The 19,926-nt window shown below is 38.3% G+C and carries 17 protein-coding genes; all 17 read right to left on the bottom strand.

Features of this window, described 5'->3' with window-relative positions; all coding sequences use genetic code 11:
• Window positions 1–65: 65 nt before the first annotated feature.
• Window positions 66–470 (bottom strand): hypothetical protein, encoded by a 405-nt coding sequence (locus ABS784_RS16075; RefSeq protein WP_352513224.1) that lies wholly within the window; start codon window positions 468–470, stop codon window positions 66–68.
• A gap of 82 nt (window positions 471–552) precedes the next feature.
• The gene (locus ABS784_RS16070) at window positions 553–975 is read right to left on the bottom strand and encodes a hypothetical protein (RefSeq protein WP_352513222.1); all 423 of its coding nucleotides are present in this window, start codon (window positions 973–975) and stop codon (window positions 553–555) included.
• Window positions 976–1,033: 58 nt separating this feature from the next.
• Window positions 1,034–1,327, bottom strand: a complete 294-nt coding sequence (locus tag ABS784_RS16065; RefSeq protein ID WP_352513220.1) for a helix-turn-helix domain-containing protein — start codon at window positions 1,325–1,327, stop codon at window positions 1,034–1,036.
• A 576-nt stretch (window positions 1,328–1,903) separates the two neighbouring features.
• Window positions 1,904–3,310 (bottom strand): undecaprenyl-phosphate glucose phosphotransferase, encoded by a 1,407-nt coding sequence (locus tag ABS784_RS16060; RefSeq protein WP_352513218.1) that lies wholly within the window; start codon window positions 3,308–3,310, stop codon window positions 1,904–1,906.
• A gap of 1 nt (window position 3,311) precedes the next feature.
• Window positions 3,312–4,181 (bottom strand): glycosyltransferase family 2 protein, encoded by an 870-nt coding sequence (locus ABS784_RS16055; protein ID WP_020279813.1) that lies wholly within the window; start codon window positions 4,179–4,181, stop codon window positions 3,312–3,314.
• An 82-nt stretch (window positions 4,182–4,263) separates the two neighbouring features.
• On the bottom strand, window positions 4,264–5,112 hold the full coding sequence (rfbD, locus tag ABS784_RS16050) for a dTDP-4-dehydrorhamnose reductase (RefSeq protein ID WP_352513215.1): 849 nt from the start codon (window positions 5,110–5,112) through the stop codon (window positions 4,264–4,266).
• Window positions 5,112–6,131, bottom strand: a complete 1,020-nt coding sequence (rfbB, locus tag ABS784_RS16045; protein WP_352513213.1) for a dTDP-glucose 4,6-dehydratase — start codon at window positions 6,129–6,131, stop codon at window positions 5,112–5,114. Before rfbB ends, rfbD begins: the two co-directional genes overlap by 1 nt.
• A 15-nt stretch (window positions 6,132–6,146) precedes the next feature.
• Window positions 6,147–6,698 carry a dTDP-4-dehydrorhamnose 3,5-epimerase gene (gene rfbC / locus ABS784_RS16040; protein WP_352513211.1) on the bottom strand — a complete coding sequence of 184 codons (552 nt, stop codon included), beginning with the start codon at window positions 6,696–6,698 and terminating at the stop codon, window positions 6,147–6,149.
• Complete coding sequence (rmlA, locus tag ABS784_RS16035) at window positions 6,685–7,584, bottom strand: glucose-1-phosphate thymidyltransferase RmlA (RefSeq protein ID WP_352513209.1); 900 nt, start codon at window positions 7,582–7,584, stop codon at window positions 6,685–6,687. Before rmlA ends, rfbC begins: the two co-directional genes overlap by 14 nt.
• Before the next feature lie 458 nt (window positions 7,585–8,042).
• Window positions 8,043–9,821, bottom strand: coding sequence for a glycosyltransferase family 2 protein (locus ABS784_RS16030; RefSeq protein ID WP_164970081.1), 1,779 nt, complete (start codon window positions 9,819–9,821; stop codon window positions 8,043–8,045).
• A gap of 5 nt (window positions 9,822–9,826) precedes the next feature.
• On the bottom strand, window positions 9,827–11,287 hold the full coding sequence (locus ABS784_RS16025; protein WP_352513207.1) for a class I SAM-dependent methyltransferase: 1,461 nt from the start codon (window positions 11,285–11,287) through the stop codon (window positions 9,827–9,829).
• A gap of 10 nt (window positions 11,288–11,297) precedes the next feature.
• A complete protein-coding gene (locus tag ABS784_RS16020) occupies window positions 11,298–12,497 on the bottom strand; it encodes an ABC transporter ATP-binding protein (protein ID WP_352513205.1) in 1,200 nt (399 codons plus the stop codon).
• The gene (locus tag ABS784_RS16015; protein ID WP_352513203.1) at window positions 12,487–13,293 is read right to left on the bottom strand and encodes an ABC transporter permease; all 807 of its coding nucleotides are present in this window, start codon (window positions 13,291–13,293) and stop codon (window positions 12,487–12,489) included. Before ABS784_RS16015 ends, ABS784_RS16020 begins: the two co-directional genes overlap by 11 nt.
• Before the next feature lie 22 nt (window positions 13,294–13,315).
• A complete protein-coding gene (locus ABS784_RS16010) occupies window positions 13,316–14,290 on the bottom strand; it encodes a glycosyltransferase family 2 protein (RefSeq protein WP_352513201.1) in 975 nt (324 codons plus the stop codon).
• 134 nt (window positions 14,291–14,424) lie between these two features.
• A complete protein-coding gene (locus ABS784_RS16005) occupies window positions 14,425–16,044 on the bottom strand; it encodes an O-antigen ligase family protein (protein WP_352513199.1) in 1,620 nt (539 codons plus the stop codon).
• Window positions 16,045–16,058: 14 nt separating this feature from the next.
• Window positions 16,059–16,544: a tetratricopeptide repeat protein gene (locus tag ABS784_RS16000; RefSeq protein ID WP_352513197.1), complete on the bottom strand. Its 486-nt coding sequence runs from the start codon at window positions 16,542–16,544 to the stop codon at window positions 16,059–16,061.
• A 228-nt stretch (window positions 16,545–16,772) separates the two neighbouring features.
• Window positions 16,773–19,484 (bottom strand): S-layer protein, encoded by a 2,712-nt coding sequence (locus tag ABS784_RS15995; RefSeq protein WP_352513195.1) that lies wholly within the window; start codon window positions 19,482–19,484, stop codon window positions 16,773–16,775.
• Window positions 19,485–19,926 lie beyond the last annotated feature (442 nt).

Genomic DNA, 19,926 nt, shown 5'->3' with positions numbered 1-19,926 from the left:
GGATGGCCGCTGCTTTGTTTGAGTATGCCCAAATTTATGGAAGGCGTATGTATAATTTTGGATAATCAACACTCGTGATGCACTTTCTCATTATAAAAGCGAACGTTTTCATTCATGACCTTCCACTCCACCGATCGTTGATGGCAAAACCCGTCGAGATCATTGTCGAGATGTTTCACATAACGATAGGGGCCAATGATTCCGATGCTGAGCCATGCTCCATTACGAACCAACACGATATCCCCTTGTTCCATTGTATTGACAAACGCCCAGATCGCGCCAAGAGCGTTGCCAAGCTTCGCCCCCGAATAATGGTACACGTTGCGCAATCGCTCTCTCAGCTCATCTTTGCTTATGCCGTCCAAATTGCCAATCAGCGGCCAGCCAATCCCAATGACCTGATCGCGAATGAATTCGTCGTACCGCTGAAACCCATGCGGTTTTGTTTTGATTTGAAATACATGCGCCATTCCTAATCCCCCGTTTCCCTCTTCAACCTCCGCCTTAGCCACACCGTCCCATCCATCAAAAAGCGACAGGCGCGTAACCGCTTCAACTCTTTGCGTGCTTCTGAAGAACGGCGGTAATCGCCTCAATCGTTTCTTTGGCGCCATCCGTCAACGCTTCAAATTTAAAGGCAATCGACTGGGCGTTTGGATTGATGGCCGTCCCTTCGTTTTGATCTCTGCGAAACGCCGTGATGGCCTCCAAATCTTGTTTGAGGCCATCGGGAAGCAACGCTCGTTCGAACCTCCAACTGACAATGCAGGGCTCTTTCGCTGTGTAATCGTTGGATCCTTCATATTGTATAGCCCCGATGCGCTTCTTCCCTTTCTCAGAAGCGGCATCATTCATAAACAACTGCACGGTTTGCTTTGCATGGCCATCACATAAATGCAAGCCTGCTTCCATCGATTTGTTTGCGATGAAATGAAAAATGGGTGCAATGGCAAAGCGGTACTCGAGCACCTTCATCTTTTTCCCACCTCGTCGGCGAGTTTTCTCTCTACGGAACCGCTTCGATTATTATGCGCTAAACTTGAACATGCAGGTTATGATCCTGTCTACTTGTACCATCAATGATGAAAGGAGTATTCAACGCCTGCGAAATTTTAAAAAGCGTCTCTACCCTAGGGCTTGTAAGTCCCGCTTCGATTCTCCCAATCGTGGATTTTGGAACTCCAATGAGGTCTGCAAGTTCTTGTTGAGACATATTCAGCTGCTTCCGTCTCGTTTTGATCTGTGCAGCTATCGTTCCTTCTAATTGAAGTTTTTGAACATGCTGCTCGCCCCGAATAGCTGCATATTTCTTAAAAAAATCGCTCATGCTTTTTCCTCCCATTTGATTAATAAAGGCAAGGATCAAAAGCGCAGTAACTTTCATATGCTGATTCAGCAGGCACAATATCCCCTCGTCTTATCGCTCCGTTATACTGCTTGTCAAAATAATGAAGTAGTATGACTTTTGAAAAATTGTGGATCGCGAATATAATTCTGTGGTTTCCAGTTCTTTCACCCCTTATCCCCCATCTGTAAAAATTATCATAACGAGTATTCATGCTAAGATGTTTCAATGACGGAGGGGTTATATCGTCCGGAAAGCTGTTGTCCTCTGGATCAGAAGGATATGGATTATGTTGAATAATCGTAAGTTGCCTTGCATATACATCAGCAACATGACACCATATACCCCGACGACCTTTTTGTCTAAGTTCTTGCTCGGCTTTACTCAATAGATAATCTTCAAACTCCTTTATGGTTATATAAATTGCAAATCAGCATAAATTCTCCTCCTCATCAACAAAAGTATTATCAAAATGTTATCTACCATACACTCTTTTATAAAATGGTGACACTACAAAAATTCCCACTTACCAAATCAGATATCAAATGACAGAAGAAGCTAATATGCATTTTTATTTACCAAACCATTGGTAATTGTAAGCAAAATGATTTTTATGTCTAGCCATAAGCTCCAGTTCTCTATGTAAAAAAGATCATGTTCAATCCTTGCTTGAATCGAGGTATCCCCCCGTAATCCACACACTTGAGCCCATCCGGTGATTCCTGGGCGGACATGATGTTTAATCATATATTTTGGAATTTCTTCCTTAAATTTCTCCACAAAATAAGGACGCTCAGGCCGCGGACCAACGATACTCATATCACCTTTAAGTACATTGAAGAACTGAGGCAACTCGTCTAAACTCGTTTTCCGCAAAAACGCTCCGAATTTCGTCCGACGTGGATCACTTTCAACTGTCCATTGTGTATCTGAGACAGACTGAGGCATTGGCTTCATAGAGCGAAACTTATACATATAAAATGTCCTTCTATTCAATCCGACCCTTTCTTGTTTAAAAATAATCGGACCAGGAGAAGTCAATTTAATCCCTATCGCAATTAGCAACATAATTGGAGACGTGACAATAATAGCAACCAATGAAAACACTATATCAAACGAACGCTTCAATACGCGATTCCTTAATTCATCCAACGGCACATCCCTTACATTGATGATTGGTAAATTTCCGAAAATCTCGAAATGAGGAGCTGCTGGCAATATATCATAAAAATCAGGAATAATCGAAACCCGAACGCCCATTTTTTCACATACTGCTATAATTTCTCGATACTTAGGATATGCTTGTAGAGGAAGTGCAACAATTACTTCGTCAATTAACTGATGGCTCAATACATGCTCAAGATCAGCAGTTTGTCCAATAATCGGTTTATAATGAGCAAACTCCGGCGCATGTTTCGTTCGAAAGTCATCTAAAAATCCAACAACCTCCAACCCGAATTCCGGATGCATTTGAAGATTTTCAAAATACTTTCTGCCAATCGATCCTGCACCAATAATTAAAACAAACTGTTTGTTATACCCTTTTTTTCTTAATGTGCGAAGGCTTTGTTTTACAATGTAACGGTATATAGAAACTAAAATCAAATTCCACGCGAAATATAGCAATAGAAACGACCGCGACACATCAACAGTTTTAAAAGTAAAGAGCACGCTTAATAAAACAAACATGCTCAACGTATGTACTTGCAATACCTTCGCTAACTCATTAGAAAACTTCTCTTTCCGTTTGGGGGCGTACAATTCTACTAAATATCCTATTACAATAGCAATAGCGCCATAAACGAAGCTCCAAAACAAATAATCTTCCAATGGCAAATGACCGCCAACACCGTTGTGAAACACTTTAAATTTCAACACCCAAGCTAAGAAAAAAGCTCCTTGCATCATCGCAAAATCGACAAATGCATAAAGCTTCGTTAAAAACCGCTCTCTTCCTCTAATCACCTTAACCACCTATTTTTCGAAAAGTGTTGATTATTGCAGAAAGTATGAACTTGGCTGCTATGCCCGTATAAACCAAACAATTTACGATAAATGGATATTTTCTAGCATAATGCTTCCTATGGAATAAACACATCGCCCGATGAAATTCATAAACAATTTTAAAAGGTTTCTTTTGGCTACTTGCTCCTTTGTAATGGATAATGCTTGTAAACGGGCAATAATAAATCTCCCAACCCGCCTGTTTGATTCGATAGCACCAATCGATATCTTCACCGTACATAAAAAACTGTTCATCTAATAATCCAACTTGCTCAATCACCTCTCTGCGCACGATCATAAATGCCCCTACCAAACAATCGATTGGATGCGGTTCGTTCAAATTCATATAGCCGAGATGATACTGATTAAATCGCGGACTTTTAGGAAAAAGCCTCGCCAATCCCACTAAATAGTAGAAGGAAGCCTGTGGAGTTGGAAATCCCCGATGACAAGCCCAATCCAATTCTCCATTTGGCAAAATGACCTTGCAACCACTTGCTCCAACCTTTTTATTTTTATCCATAAATTCTATCATTTTCTCAATGGTATCTTCTCTTACAATTGTATCAGAATTTAACAACAAAATATAGCGTCCTTTCGACAATTTTATTGCTTGATTATTTGCCTTTGAAAATCCTACATTTTGTTTATTTTCAATCACCGCCACATTCTGGAACTCTCCCTTGATGATATGGACGGAATCATCCGAAGAATGATTATCGACAACAATAATTTCATAACTATATTTTGTTTTAGATTTTAAGATAGATTCAATCGCCTCAATAGTTAGTTTGGGTGTATTGTAATTCACGATAATAATGCTAATATCCATTGTTTCACCTGCTTGTAAAAAAATAATCCGGCCTAACTAACCGGATTATAGTAAATAATTGATCTATTGTAAATATATCACTTCAAATCCTAAAATCACTTTTCAAAAATTCTTTCAATGCTTCACGCCAATGTCTTAACATTTGAAACCCATTCACCTTCATCGCAAAGTTGTCTAATACAGAGTATTTCGGCCGCTCCGCTGGTCTAGGAAATTGTTCCGTCGTGATTGGATTGACCTTCACACTGATATTACTTTCTTCAAAAATAGCTTTCGCAAACTCGTACCAAGAACAAGAACTACTATTCGTACAATGATATATTCCGAACTTCTCCGTTTGTACTAATTCAATAATAAAACGTGTTAAGTCAACAGTATACGTAGGCGCACCTATTTGATCATTTACAACACCTATTTCTTCTTTTTCTTTCGCTAGCCGAAGCATCGTTTTGACAAAGTTCTGTCCAAACTCACCGTATACCCATGCCGTTCTCACAATAAAATACCGAGAACATAACGATTTTGTTAGTTCCTCACCAACAAGCTTCGATTTTCCGTACACTCCCAACGGATTTGTTTGATCATATTCCCTATAAGGAACCGTTGAATTCCCGTCAAATACATAATCGGTACTAATGTAACATATTTTCGCTCCAACTTTTTCCGCTGCCACTGCCAAGTTTCTTTGTCCAAACGCATTCACTAAATAAGCGGTTTCTTCTTCTACTTCTGCTTGATCTACTTTTGTATAGGCAGCGGCGTTTATGATGATATCAGGCTTAATCTTTGTAATAACTTCATTTACTATGTTCCCATTCGTAATATCCAAATCACTTTTTGTAAACGGATATAGTTCAAAGTTCGTTTGCTGCAGTTGCCTTACAAGCTCTTGACCTAACTGCCCATTTGCCCCAGTGACAACAATCTTCATTATAATCTCCCTAACTTCTGTCCATATTGTCTTTCATAATATTCTTTGTATTCACCTGATAAAATGTTTTCCCACCAAGAACGATTTTCTAAATACCAGTCAATCGTTTTCTTTAATCCCTCTTCAAACGTATAACGCGGCTGCCATCCTAATTCTTCGCGGATTTTCGTTGCATCAATGGCATAACGTCGATCGTGGCCAAGTCGGTCTTCAACAAATGTAATCAACGATTCAGGTTTGTTTAAATATCGTAAAATGGCCTTTACTACTTCTATATTCGTCCGTTCATTATTGCCGCCAATATTGTATACTTCTCCATTTCTTCCCTTATGCAAGACTAAATCAATCGCAGAACAATGATCTTCCACATGAAGCCAATCACGAACATTTAAGCCATCGCCGTAAACAGGAAGAGGTCGATCATTTAAAGCATTAATAATCATTAATGGAATTAACTTTTCTGGAAAATGATACGGACCATAGTTGTTAGAGCATCTTGTAATATTTACTGGCAATCCATATGTCTCATGATACGCCCGTACTAAAAGATCCGCACCGGCCTTACTTGCACTGTATGGACTATTAGGAGCTAACGGTGTTGTTTCCGTAAAATAACCTGTTTCTCCTAATGTTCCATATACTTCATCAGTGGAAATCTGTATATATTTTTTCACACCATACTTTTTCGCTGCATCAAGCAACACTTGCGTACCTTGAATGTTAGTTCTTACAAAAACCCCTGGATCTGTAATACTGCGATCTACATGTGATTCAGCCGCAAAATTCACAACTGCATCGACACCTTCAGCAAACAGCGACTCAACTAACTCTCTGTTAGTAATATCACCTTTTACGAATCGATAGTTTGGCTCATTTTCAACTTCTTTCACATTCTCTAGATTCCCGGCATATGTAAGCGCATCTAAATTAATAATTTGATAGTTTGGGTATTTTTTTACCATGTAATTCACAAAATTACTGCCAATAAAACCTGCTCCACCTGTAATCAATACTTTCATCTGCATTTCCTTCCCTTAATAAGTGAAATTATTTTCTGCTTCTGCCAGCCTAGGATGCTTACTATCTTTTTCAGACAAAATAGGAGAACGAGTCGGCCAGTCAATCTTTAAATCTGGATCGTTCCAGCAAATTCCCCGATCATGTTCCGGTGAATAATAGTTGTCTACTTTATATAGCACTTCTGTATTCGGCACAATCGTACAAAACCCATGGGCAAAGCCCTTGGGAACTAACAACTGCCGCTTATTCCCTTCGCTTAAAATAAATCCTTGCCACTCGCCATAGGTTGGAGACCCTTTTCGAATATCAACAATCACATCATAAATGGCCCCTCGAATCACCCGAACTAACTTCGTCTGAGCATAAGGCTCTAGTTGATAATGAAGGCCTCTCAACGTCCCAACTTCTACAGATAAAGAATGATTATCTTGAACAAAATCATAATGGAATCCTAATTCTTTGAAAACTTTATCGTTGTAACTTTCCATAAAGAACCCGCGATGGTCACCAAACACTCTCGGCTCTATAAGAAAGGCATCTTTAAATCTTGTTTCAATAATTTTCAACTAACTCACCTTCTTTACTAACTCGATTGGCAATATCGAGCAAATATTGCCCATAACCATTTTTCTTCAAAGGCTCGGCTAATTTTAGCAGCTGCTCTCTCGAAATGTAACCTTTACGATACGCAATCTCTTCCAGACACGCTACCTTTAAACTTTGCCTTTTCTGAATTGTTTCAATAAAGAGAGAAGCCTCGAGTAACGATTCGTGTGTCCCCGTGTCCAACCAAGCAAAACCGCGCCCAAGCAATTCCACATGAAGCTCTCCCAGTTCTAAATATGCCTTATTTACATCCGTAATTTCAAGCTCTCCACGAGCAGAAGGCTTAAGCGACTTAGCAATGTCAATGACACGATTATCATAGAAATATAACCCCGTCACCGCATAGGTAGACTTAGGCTTTTCCGGCTTCTCTTCAATAGAAATAACTTTACCATTCTTGTCGAACTCGACTACACCAAAACGTTCAGGATCTTTTACATTGTATCCAAATATAGTCGCTCCACTTTTTCTGGATGCAGCTCGCTCCAACATCGCCGTAAATCCATGACCGTAAAAAATATTATCTCCAAGAATCAGAGCCACATTATCATTACCAATAAACTCTTGTCCAATAATAAACGCTTGTGCCAATCCATCAGGCGATGGTTGAACAGCATAGGATAAAGAGATGCCTAAATCACTTCCATCACCGAGAAGCTGTTTAAAGCGCGGAATGTCCTCTGGGGTGGATATGATCAGAATATCTCGAATGCCCGCAAGCATGAGAATGGATAAAGGATAATAAATCATTGGTTTATCATATATAGGTAATAATTGCTTCGATATTGCCTTGGTCAAAGGATATAGGCGTGTGCCACTGCCGCCGGCTAAAATTATTCCTTTCATATACATATCACCATTTAAATAATATTTATGTGTCTGTCCTAAAGTTTTCTTAAGAGAGAATTCTAGTCCCTAATCAAGATAAGTTTTGGCACTTGGACTATTTAATTAAGTAACTGTGTCTTAAGTTTCCTGCTATCAAATGTTTTAAAATAATTTTTTATATTATATAAATCAAGCTTGTTTTTTAACTTTAAAAAGTCCCCGGTTGCTTATAAACAGAACCCCATTCTATTTTCATGCTTGATTCACATGTTGAGAGTTTAAGTTTGATTTATTAATTTATACAATTCTAAAACTGATATATATTAAATGTTCCTCTAGTGAGAGCTACAATATTACTTCTGCAAAAATAAAAGCTTGAACTTGAGTTCCATCATCCTTAACATTTAGTTTTGGTAAAAAAGATAGATACTTGATCTTCACCTTTAAAACCAGCCTAGAATTAAATTCCCTTAATTTTACTTTGATCTTAACCATTTATAAATCTTGTTTTTCACTTTAAAAAGAAAAGTTCTAAAATCCATATTTTTAAACTTATATATTATACTTGTTCTTTGTAATAGGTTTTCTACATCTTCGCGTAAATCACCAACAGCAAGCTCAAGAACTGTATTCTCATGTTTTTTTCTTACAATTGAAAGATATTTATCTAATTTTTGTTGACGCTCATAACTTAAATTTTTGTCTGCTGGTACTCTATAAATTGAAGTTAGTTTTTCTACAAATAAAAAGTTACTATGGGACGCATAACGTATCCACAAATCCCAATCTTCTAATACTTCTAAATTTACGTCAAATCCTCCGAATTTTTCATATAGCTCTCTAGAAAATAATACTGTTTGAATTGGAAAGTAATTTTGATGTAATAGGAGTAATTTATTAAATTTTTGCCTATATTGTACATTATGAAATAGCTCTTCATATACATATGGATTAAGTGATTTTACTTTAATAGGTGTTTCGAATGCTAAGGAATATGCAGCTTGATAATGAGGATTATTTATTAATGCATTGACTAATACCTCAACGTGATCTGCATAAAAAACATCGTCATCATCCAAAAAATTAAAATATTCTCCCTTGGCTAAACTTAAGGCAATATTTCCGACTTTGCATCTTCCTACTTTTTCTATAGTGGCATAATATATATAATTTAAATGCGAAAATTCCTTTTCTATCATTTCTTTTGAAATATCAGGACCATCTTCTACAATGACAACCTGAATATTTTTATATGTTTGGTTTTCAATGCTTTTAAGCGCCTCTCTTAATACATTAGGTCTTCCACATGTTCGAACAATAACTGATACTAAAGGACTTTTTCTAGGCTTCTCATTCACAAAAAAGGCCCCATCTCTTGTTAATTCATAATCCCATCCTCTAAACGTAGGTTTAAAGTTTAAATGCTTATTTTTTCTATACCATTTTCGAAACTTTATTCCAATAAAGAAACTTTTTAAAAGGTTATTTATTAATATTCTTTTATGATTTGCAGCGGGACCGTTCACACTAAACAAAGTATTATAAAGAAAATACCCATTCACAATATCTTTAAAGCTTCCAAACTTATAACGAAGCATTAAATTGTTGAAAGTACTGTTGTAAAATTGATTTGGTTTAACCTCTCCCGCATTTTTGTAAGTATAATGATATACCACACACTGTGGAACATACTTTAACTTATAGCCGTTTGCTCTTAATCTCCAACTTAAATCCACATCTTCTGCATACATAAAAATCTTCTCGTCAAATCCCCCAACTTCGTTAAAACACTCTCTTTTAACTACACATGCAGCAGCACTAGACCAACTTGTCTCTAAATTTACAGGATTATAGAGTTTTGGATGTTCATAAGGAAACTGCCTGCACTCCCAAAGTGCTACACTTGAATCGCTATTTTCAATCTCTTTAGCTAATTCGCTTAAAGTGTCTGGGAGAAGCTCAGTGTCCACATTTAGAAAAAATACATATGGCTGATTTGTTTTCTCAACACCGATATTATTAGCTGCCCCAAATCCAACATTTTCACTTAAAGGAATAATATTAAACGAACCAAAAGAATGGTTTACTTGCTTTTCTTTTAAACAAAGGACTGTATTATCTGATGAAGCATTATCTACAAAAGTCAGATGAATATTTTTGTGGTTATAATGAGAATTTTCTATACTCTTTATTAAACCATCTATCCATTTCTCTGAATTGTAAGTTACTACTATAATATCGATACCGGTATTCAAACATATCACCTAATTCTATTTTTTATGATTTTTTGTAATGCTCTAAACGGCTTGGTAATTTTCCAAGAAAGTGTATTAGTTAGATCTATATATTGTTTTTCTAAAATTTTTATATTAGAAATTAACGTCTCTATCATTGCCTCTTTTTCTACTAATTTTTCATATAGAATATTGTTATTTTCCTCTAATTTTTGTATCTTTTCATCTCTTTCCGTTAATTTTGTTAACAAAATTTTGTTATTCTCCTTTAATTCTTGAGTAAGCATTTTTATAGACAATAACTCGCTCTTTATACACTTTTCCATTTCGTTTTTTATATAAAATATATGACTATCTCTATATTCTTTTGTATAACTTAAAATAATTTTTATTTTTGCCCCTCTTAAATCCACTGCGCTATTAAATTTAATTTCTAATTGAGGGTCAGTATTGTGGCTAATAAAATGATAACCTTCTTTAGTTTTATTTAGGAAATCGACTCCATGAAGAGGTACTAACTCTTCTAAAAATAATTGCCGATTATCCAGATAATCATTTACTAAATAAATATCTTTTATTATTCCGAAACCTACACTATTGCCTGGATCTAATCTCAGACTCTTAATACTAGCATCAGGAAGTTCGAAAATATATTCTTCTAACGACTCTTTATTAATAATTGGTAATTTTATTGATTCATCCTCGTTATATCCTCTACCTGTATCCCAAAATAGTTGTACATAATCCGAAACAATATAAAGCTTCTTGTTTGTTCTAATACTTGGAACATCTTCTTTAATTTTTAAACCATTAACATTCTGACTTTTTTGCGCAGTAACTATATATTGGTAGACATGGCCATCTGTTCTACTCTTTAAATAAGAACTTATACTTTCAGGAAAATCACTATAATGCTTTTTTAATTCAGTTATTTCAGGAGACATAACCACTTCTTCTAAATTTGTTACTGTTAAACCAGAATCATTCACTAATTCCAACAGAGTATTTCTAGTAAAGAATCTCAGGTGAGTATCATCTAATAAACCTAACTTCCTATATCTGAATTCCCCGCTTAACAATTCCATTATCACGGCATTATGTGAAATATTAGGAATTGAAATTAATATAATTCCATTTTCATCTAACAAGTCTTTTGATTCTCTTAAGACTTTCCAAGGATTTTTTAAGTGTTCTAGAACATCAGCAAAAATTATATAGTCGAATCTTTTACTATCGAGTTTGTTTTTCCATTCTAGGGTGTCTATATCGCATACAACTACATCTTCACTGTATTTTATTGCTTCTGCTGCTGCACTCTCATCAATTTCTACACCATAAACTGTACAATTTAAGTTTTCTTTCATGTATTTAGTCATGTATCCGGTAGCCGGCCCAAATTCAAGAACCTTGGAATTATTTTTAATTTTTCTTAGTATAGCTGTATGTGCATTATTTGCATTCATATTAATTTCAAAATTATATTTCATAATTTGGTATCTACCCCTCAATTATCCATTTATGCTTAAAACATGCGATGCCTTCAGCAAAATAATCACCTGAATTTATCCTAAAATAACCGCACCTACTCTTATAATCCAGCCTCACAATACCAGAACTTTCAAAAAAGCCCACATCAACATAGTATGTTCCTGGTAAAAGATTTAATTTATCATATTGAATCTTTAATGAATATTTTCCAGGTTGAGATGGTAGTTTATAATTATCTAATTTAGTATTTAAACCACAAATATAAGTATTTTGTTTATCAAAAAGAGCTACTCCTCCAACTATACCTTCCATACTAGAATGAAGAGTGTAGTCAACTTTTACCGTAACTGTTTCTCCAAATTTAAAATCTTGGGTCTTTGAATTCTGTTCATTTAGAAATTCAACCTTGTTGATTGTTAGTACACTATTATTAACAGCTTCCGGAATTACTGGCCCTTCAGCGTTAGTCTGACTATATTTCATAAAATCTTCGTAAGCCTCTATTACAGTATTAACACTACCTCTTAAATGTACTTTTCCATCCATCAACCATAATGCTTGGGAACAAAAATTCTTAACAGAATACGTATCATGTGTAACAAACAAAATTGTCTTCCCTTGTTTTTGGAAAGTTTTCATTTTGTCAATACATTTAAGTTGAAACTGCATATCCCCTACTGCTAAAGCTTCGTCTACTATTAAAATATCTGGATCAACATTGATTGCACAGGCAAATGCCAATCTTACAAACATGCCGGACGAATAAGTCTTAACTGGCTGATCAATAAAATCTCCTATTTCCGCAAATTGCTCAATAATAGGCATGCGTTCTCTTATTTCATTTTCAGAAAGTCCCATTATTGCGCCATTCAAATATACATTTTCTCTGCCTGTAAACTCGGGATTAAAACCACTTCCTAATTCCAATAGAGCTGCTACTCTACCATTAACACTTATATTCCCATGTGTAGCATTTAGTGTCCCAGCTAGTATTTGTAATAAAGTACTTTTACCCGAGCCATTTTTACCTACAATTCCGACAGTTTCTCCTTTTTTTATTTCAAAAGATACATTATCCAAAGCTTTGAATTCACGAAAATATTGTTTTTTTCCCCTAAATAAACCCTGTTTTAACCGATCAATGGGTCTATCATATATTTGATAAATCTTACTCAAATTTTCTACCTTTATAGCTATATCAGAGGACATCCGCAAAACCTCCTCTTGTTTTCTTAAACCATATAAATCCCAGCATCGCAATGATTAATCCTAATAATGTACCGATTATTAACCAATTCCAGTGCGGTAGTTGTCCCCATACCATAACACGCCGCATGTCTTCAACAACATAACTAATCGGATTGAGGTAGTATAAAAATTGCAACTCTTTCGGTATAGCTGAAATAGGATAGAAAATCGGGCTTAAAAACATTAAAGCTGATATAACTACACTCATTACTTGCCCAATATCCCGAATGTACACCCCTAAAGATGCTAAAAACCATCCTAATCCTAATGTGAATAGACATATGGGTAACAGAACTAAAGGAAGCAGGATTACAGTCCAGTATATTTTTCCTGTAAAAATTAAAATGGCGATAATTAAAATCACTATATTAATTCCTAAATGAAACAAAGAAGAACCAAGGATGACTATAGGCAATATTTCTAGAGGAAACACTACTTTCTTCACATAATTCACATTGCCCGTAATTAACATTGGCGCTCTAGATACTACTTCTGAAAAAATATTAAATACTATAAGTCCCGAAAATAAGAGTAATGCAAATTCTACTTTATTATCCCCTGCACTTGTTCCCCAACGAGCTTTGAATACTACACTAAAGACAAATGTATAAATCATTAACATCATTAGTGGTGTGATAAAAGACCAAACAATGCCTAGATATGAACCTTGATAACGACTCCTCACTTCTCTTTTGATAAATTGCATAATCAAACTTCTATGTAAAAATAAGCTTCTGATCTCACCAAATAGTCGCATTTCTAACTCCTCATTCGCGAGACTAATATTTTAACTTTTTAAAAATCCATGTTGAACATGTAAAAGGTACTGTGAAAATCATCAACTCAAACAAAAATAAAATAATATCATATTTAATGAGAGGAACTATTTTAAAAAAATTGCCCAAACAAGGCTTCTGACTAAATTTTTTTCTAGCTTCCGTTAAGTGAATTTGAAAATAAACAAGTTGCTTTTGTTGTATTGTTAATGGCATCCTTTCTAGTATTAAGTGACATTTATTGATCTGTTTTCCTATTCGATGTTGGATATAATCATTTATATTTGTAATATTCGCCAAACGTTGATTCCCTATTTGATTCCCTGAATGAATCCGATACAAAACGAGAGGTTCTTTCATATATCCTAGAGAACCTTTGACAGAAGCGTGAAGGGCTAACCAATGATCATGTACAAATTCATCGTAGTCCGGAAAAGGAATCGCGCTTTTCGCAATATCCGCCCTCATCAGCATCGCACAGCCTGTCACGCTGTTCCTATTAATCAAGAAGGAAAAAGTATTCATTCCATGAACATGCTTTAGTCTAAAGTTACTCTTCCTAAAACTCTTATGAATAATATGGTCTTTCTCATCTATTAAACTCAAATCAGAATATACTAATGCACAATTGTGCTCAGTAATATAGTTAACTAATCGCTCCACCTTTTCAGCCAGCCATATATCATCTTGATCGCAGTAGCAAATATAATCGCCATTGGCTTCTTTTGTTAGTCGCTCAAAGGTCTTATTGCTTCCAACATTCTTTTCATTTCTTATTACCTTGCACGGGAACCTAGAGATAATATTTTCCGCCATTTTCTTTACTTTTTCATACTCTGCATCATGAGCGCTATCATCACAGATGATGATTTCAATATTTTCGTATGTTTGAATATTTAAACTTTGTAACTGCTTCTCGAAAAAATCTGTACGTGGAAAGTACGTTGCAACCACAATCGAAACCAATGGCGGCTCCATTTTACATCAACCCACTTTTATTTTTATATTAGAGGGGAGTTTCCCTTGCTCAATTAGTGAGCAAAGGCTGAATGTAGTAAATTTTGTTATAAAGCAGTCAGCTCCAAGACCATGCCCGAGCAACAGACACTGTTTCACGAGATTCTTTCATAACCTTGTTCCTTCTTGATTGTTTGATTTTGGTGCATGATGAAGCTGACAGACAATCCTAATCCGATCCAGAAAAACACTGCTGTTCCCACGATCGAATCATTGAACAAGCCTTGAATTAAGTAGGCGATCAAACCGAGAGAAAGAGCAAAAGGATATACATGTAAATGCATGCGAACGGATCGAGTGATGTCGACCAACCACGATCCAATAATGACTAGAAAAGCGATTAAGGCGAGCAGACCAGCGCCAAACGCAAGTCCGATATACATATTGTGCGGCTTATCGACAATCACGCTGTATCCTTCTCCTAAGTTCGCGTTTTTTTCTGGATCGTCTTGATTAAAGAAATAGGGAAAAGTATCGAGACCATATCCGAAGAATGGTTTTTGCCCAATAAGTTCGATTGCTTTCTTCCAAATAAATGCCCGTCCCGAGCCAGGGGCGATTCCTGGTCCAGGAAGCTCTGGGAGCTTATATTCCGGTTCGGCAGCATAGGCCGAAGACCCGCTCGCCATTGTCTCGGCGATATCGGTTGCCATCTGTTTGAGATCTTTGGCTGCTTCTTGCCATGCAGCCGCTTGTTCATGATGAGGCTGGAATGGATTGCGGCCAACAAAAAAGCCTATTGTTTCGTCCCACACCCGACTGTCATGCTTCACAAACGGAATATAAATAGCTGAAAACGCGAACAATAATGACGCGATGGACAAAAGAGCCTGCTTTTTTTGCCTGGTCCGCATCATGATATACACCAACACCGGACTCATGAGAACAATGGTCACAAATCCATTGCTAGACAGCGATGACAACAGCAGGGCAAACGACAAAGAGGCAAAGAAACCATGCGTTAATTTTTTCCATAAACGCCCTTCCAAAATCGCCAGTGTCGAGAATAAAACAATCAAACAGGCCGAAATCCCGCTGACATAGTTTCCGTGATTAATAGTAGCGAGAAAACGAGAGCCTTCTGCTATTTTGGCTCCTTCTGGAAGACTGGAATAAAGCAACCGTTGAATCCAACTCACTTTCAATACATCGTAACCAAAGAAATTCACAACTCCCAATGCCGCATTGATGAGGACAAATGGATATAGACTATACACGAACCACCGGATGCGGTTCATCGTGCAACGGATGTTGGCAGCGATGAAGCAAAGCATGACATAGCATAAATAGGTCAACGTTCCTTCATGGCGGTCGTGCATGCCATACAATGCCAACGTCTTATATGGCGCAAAAACTGCGGACAACGTCAAGCAAACAGCCAAAACAGCCAAACCAATGTAGATATTCGTTTTCGGAATCGTTTCATGAAGCACAAAGACTTTATACAAAAACAAAAGAGTTAACAACACGGTCATACATAGCAAAAACATTGACTTATAGTATGTAAAAACATCAGCCTTTGGTCCCGTATCAAGCACTGTCGTCTGCGTAATCGTCGGGCCGATGAAGTCAGCGATGTGCAGCCGGACGATCAAGGGGACGATCACAATAATGGAGGCCAACCCCCAAAACAAGACGGTATCGACTCTCTCTCTATCCAGTCGATCTTCTTGGGCATCGCGTTCAATTTGTAAGTACTTGTACCAATCCGACATGTTCGTTTCTCACCTTATGAAGATGTTTGATGTTGAATTTCTGATAACAAGTGATCGATGGTCGTATGGTAGGCTTCTGATCCAGGAAGCCGTCTGCTTTGTTCCAAGTATGCTTTTGCTTTCGCATACTGGCGATTGTAATATAGAATCTCGCCAAATTGCAAGGTAAAGATCGGATCCTGCTGCAGAAACGGTCTTTTTTGAATGGCTCGATCATAATAGAAAGCGGCTTTTTGAAAATCATTTTTCATCGCGTACGCTAGTCCCAGCGTGCGCATGATGTTGTAACGATCAGGATACTTGTCCAACAATGATTGCAACTGCGGCAAAGCTTCTTCTACTCGTCCTTGTTGCATAGCTTGAATCGCTTTTTGGTATTCGATATAGTCGTTTCGAAACATTTCGTCTTGCTGTTGTCCCTTCCAATGAACATAGCCGATCCCTGATAACACCAAGACGAGCAGACTAAGAAACACGTATCGGTTCCATCGCCCAACCATGAGTAAATTCTCCTCGTTTCACAAAAATCGACAACCTTCTACTTGTAAATTTTAGTGCATTTCGCCTCATAAAGCAATAGTCCAGCAAAATACAATGGGTGAGACACTGGAAAAGGGTGTTTTTTTCTAATGATGAATCAGTTGCAAAAACACTCATAAAAGGACCCTCCCATGAAAGGGAGGGCGCCGCTTTCATGGGAGGGTGATCGCCTTGCTATATCTCCAGCCTTATTTTGCCACGTTTACAACAGCATCAGAAACTGGGTTGCCAACTACATTATTCGAAGTAATAACATCCGTTTTATCTACATCTACAATACCTGTCGCCGACAAGGTGATTGGCTTAGACAGATCTGTTACTGGATTTTGCAGTTTGAGATAAATAGTTTTATATCCTTTTGATGAACCAACCACATTTTGAGCACCACTATCTTCATAGACCCCTGATACAGTGGCTGATTGTCCATCAACTTTTACGGTAAAGTTGTTAGCAGAAAGCGGATTGTTGATCGTCGCATTTGCCACCGGTTCGCTGAAGTCGACACGGATGACGTCTGCGCTGGTTAGGGTCGCTGTGAACGTCGGAGCCACGTTTTCTTTCATGTATTCATTTACGGTCACGGTATCCATAACGAGCCCAGACGTATTCTTAATGTTGCTGATCGTAATGACGTGCGTGCCTGTCCACGTATTTGCCCCGGGTGCGAGCGTCACGCGGATATGTTTCGTATCTCCATCAAAGACTGCTTTCGTGACGGTCAAACCGTTGATGTTGAAGTTGGACAGGTTCAATGCAGAAGCGTCCAAGTTTTGCGTGAACACAAACACTAATTCATTGTTGTTATCCGCTTTAACACCATTGCCGTCATAGGTTAAATCAAGAGCTGGCTTCGTCGTTAAGCTGTCAGAGCCGCGAACGAACGTAATCTGTTTACGCTCCGCATATGCGTTGCCAGCCAAGTCACTTACTAAACCGCTCGGCAACGTCACGGTGTATGTGCCTTTTGGCAAGGAAGAAATGTTCAAAGCAACCGATTTCGATTTTCCATCTGTCGGCAGATATAATTTGAAATTGTCGCTAGTTGTTGTCAAAGCTGTGTTGACATTTTTAAGTACATTGTTTTCGTCAATATACTTATCGTTCGCTTGAACGACTGTAATGTTGCTGCCAGTCGTGACCTCTTCGTCAAATGTCAACACAAGATGCTCAACACCGTCAATTTTCACGACTTGGCTGCTGACGAATTTCGGCGCTGTTGTATCGGCTTTCAATTGGACGACTTTCGTGTACGTATCTCCAGCATTGCCTGCCAAATCCTTATAATCGCTTACCTCAACTGCATAAATCCCCTCTGCCAAAGAGTTACTCAACGTTGCAGTATAGACTAAGCCGGTTGAATCAGCGGAAACAGAAGCTGTTTGGCCACCGATTTTGATGGTTGGGGCGCTTAACAGTTTTTCGCTGAAAGTCACTTTTACCGTTTTCGTATTGACGGCTTCGACGCTTTGAACGACTGGTTTCGTCGTATCAACCGTTGTTTTCTTGACTGTCAATTCAGCCGGGTTTGGATTGATCACATTCCCGTTGTAATCGACAGCGCCGAAGATTTTCAACGTCAAATCTTTATTAACCGGCACAGACGAAGATGCTAGATTGATTGTCATTTCATCGTCGCCAGCCGTGAACTTCGGCGAAACAGAAATTTCAGTTGTCCCATCGTACAGTTTTACTGTCCCTACGCTGGCGAGCGGCTCAGAGAATTTCACTTTCAGCGTCAAGCCGTTATCCGCGTAAGAAGACGACAGAACGCTCGGTCTTACCGAATCAGTCGTGTCAATCGTCGTCGTGTAGGCAGGCACGTCTTTGCCGTCCAATGTCTTGACGTTTTTAATGTCGACAACATAGCGTTTCGTGAAAAATTGAGCGCCATCAGCCACTAATTTTAACGTTTTCTTATCATCGCTCAACGATGCCTTCACGGTGGAAACCGTTCCTTGGCCATCAATCGCCGTGAGCGTGATGGCGGTTGTTTTCACGACGTCATCGGACGTGTCGCTTGTGCCTTTGTTGTCGATTACTGTTGCGGCATCAACCGCTTTGTTAAACTTGATTTCCAATGTTTTTGCGTTAACAGCTGTTACGCTTTCCACTTTTGGAGGCAACGCCGCTTCATACGCCGCATTGGCGTCTTGTGCTGCTTTTTGCAGTTCAGCTTTGAACGCATCGGTTACTTTCGATACGTATTGGTTGACTTGGTCAAGCGCAGCTTTCGCTTTGTCCAAGTTGCCGGCTTTGACAGCGTCTTGCGCTTCACGAGCTTTCATGGCAACGGTGATGTCGTAGATCAAGCTGTCGCGCAATGCTTGAGCATCGGCTTTGAACGTCGAACGGAGGAGTTCGCGCGTCGTTTGGCCGTATACGCGATCAAGGATGACCGTGCGCGTTTTGAGCTCGTACGAAATTTTGTGGTAGAGCTCTTCTGCTTTTTTCAGATCTTTCGCATCGACGGCTGCTTTGAGTTCTTGACGCATCGCGTCTAATTTTGTCGCATAGTTGTAAGCGTCGATGTACGTAGCCACGCGCGCTTCGCCCGATTTCGGGTTGGCTTTGAATACATACGTTTCGTATGTAGCTTGCAAGTCAGCCAAATACGCGTCTTTTTTCGCACCGCCGGCTTTGTTCACAACAGCGACAGCGTTCGCATACGCTTGTTTTGCTTTGTTGTAGGCTGCGTATACATCGTTAATGTCCGGGAATTGGCCCGTTTCCGTTACCGTGTGGCTGTACGTATAGTACGCTTGCTTCATTTGCGCTTTCGCTTGGCTGACGACCGTCGCAACGTCCGTGGCTGCTTGGGAAGCATGCGGGTTGGCTGCGACGAAAGCGCTCGCTGCTACAGCGCTGGCTGTGGCGAGTTTGACTGCTTTCTTTTTGTCCATAAAGCCCAAAATCCCCCTTCGTTTTTATGAAACTTTAGAGCAATGGGTACTAAACGTTTCCGTTTAGTAGATTCATTGCCTAAAAGGTGCTAACATCAACTAATATCATCCTTGACGGCTAAATGCTGGGCTGATTAGAAAGCCTAGCATCCGTTGCTAGCACTTGAGCATAATTCCTCAACGCTCCACATCTCCTATAATAATACATTTTTCTTCTAAATTCTAGTCCTAAATACAAATTTTTTAGAGAATATGCCTTTGAAATTATTGCCATCGATGGCGACATTGATATGAATATGCCTGTAACAGAAATTTAGAACGATATTTTGGCAGTTTGATGGTTTTGGTTGGCAAACATTTTGTGCAAAAACAGGCGTGTTGATTATCCAATAAAATCCAAAGGGTATAGAAAAAAGAGCACCTTTCCTGTAGAATGTGAGTA

Source organism: Geobacillus sp. G4 (genome assembly GCF_040327975.1).
GTDB classification, from domain to species: domain Bacteria; phylum Bacillota; class Bacilli; order Bacillales; family Anoxybacillaceae; genus Geobacillus; species Geobacillus thermoleovorans.
Note: the sequence above shows the minus strand (reverse complement) of the source record. Positions and strands in the feature narration are given on the sequence as shown.

Coding starts and splice junctions, on each gene's coding strand:
- ABS784_RS16075 (WP_352513224.1), bottom strand. CDS start 470: ATGGCGCATGTATTTCAAATCAAAACAAAACCGCATGGGTTTCAGCGG.
- ABS784_RS16070 (WP_352513222.1), bottom strand. CDS start 975: ATGAAGGTGCTCGAGTACCGCTTTGCCATTGCACCCATTTTTCATTTC.
- ABS784_RS16065 (WP_352513220.1), bottom strand. CDS start 1,327: ATGAGCGATTTTTTTAAGAAATATGCAGCTATTCGGGGCGAGCAGCAT.
- ABS784_RS16055 (WP_020279813.1), bottom strand. CDS start 4,181: ATGGATATTAGCATTATTATCGTGAATTACAATACACCCAAACTAACT.
- rfbD (WP_352513215.1), bottom strand. CDS start 5,112: ATGAAGATTGTTGTCACTGGGGCAAATGGGCAGTTAGGTCAAGAGCTT.
- rfbB (WP_352513213.1), bottom strand. CDS start 6,131: ATGAAAGTATTGATTACAGGTGGAGCAGGTTTTATTGGCAGTAATTTT.
- rmlA (WP_352513209.1), bottom strand. CDS start 7,584: ATGAAAGGAATAATTTTAGCCGGCGGCAGTGGCACACGCCTATATCCT.
- ABS784_RS16025 (WP_352513207.1), bottom strand. CDS start 11,287: ATGAAATATAATTTTGAAATTAATATGAATGCAAATAATGCACATACA.
- ABS784_RS16020 (WP_352513205.1), bottom strand. CDS start 12,497: ATGTCCTCTGATATAGCTATAAAGGTAGAAAATTTGAGTAAGATTTAT.
- ABS784_RS16015 (WP_352513203.1), bottom strand. CDS start 13,293: ATGCGACTATTTGGTGAGATCAGAAGCTTATTTTTACATAGAAGTTTG.
- ABS784_RS16010 (WP_352513201.1), bottom strand. CDS start 14,290: ATGGAGCCGCCATTGGTTTCGATTGTGGTTGCAACGTACTTTCCACGT.
- ABS784_RS16005 (WP_352513199.1), bottom strand. CDS start 16,044: ATGTCGGATTGGTACAAGTACTTACAAATTGAACGCGATGCCCAAGAA.
- ABS784_RS16000 (WP_352513197.1), bottom strand. CDS start 16,544: ATGGTTGGGCGATGGAACCGATACGTGTTTCTTAGTCTGCTCGTCTTG.
- ABS784_RS15995 (WP_352513195.1), bottom strand. CDS start 19,484: ATGGACAAAAAGAAAGCAGTCAAACTCGCCACAGCCAGCGCTGTAGCA.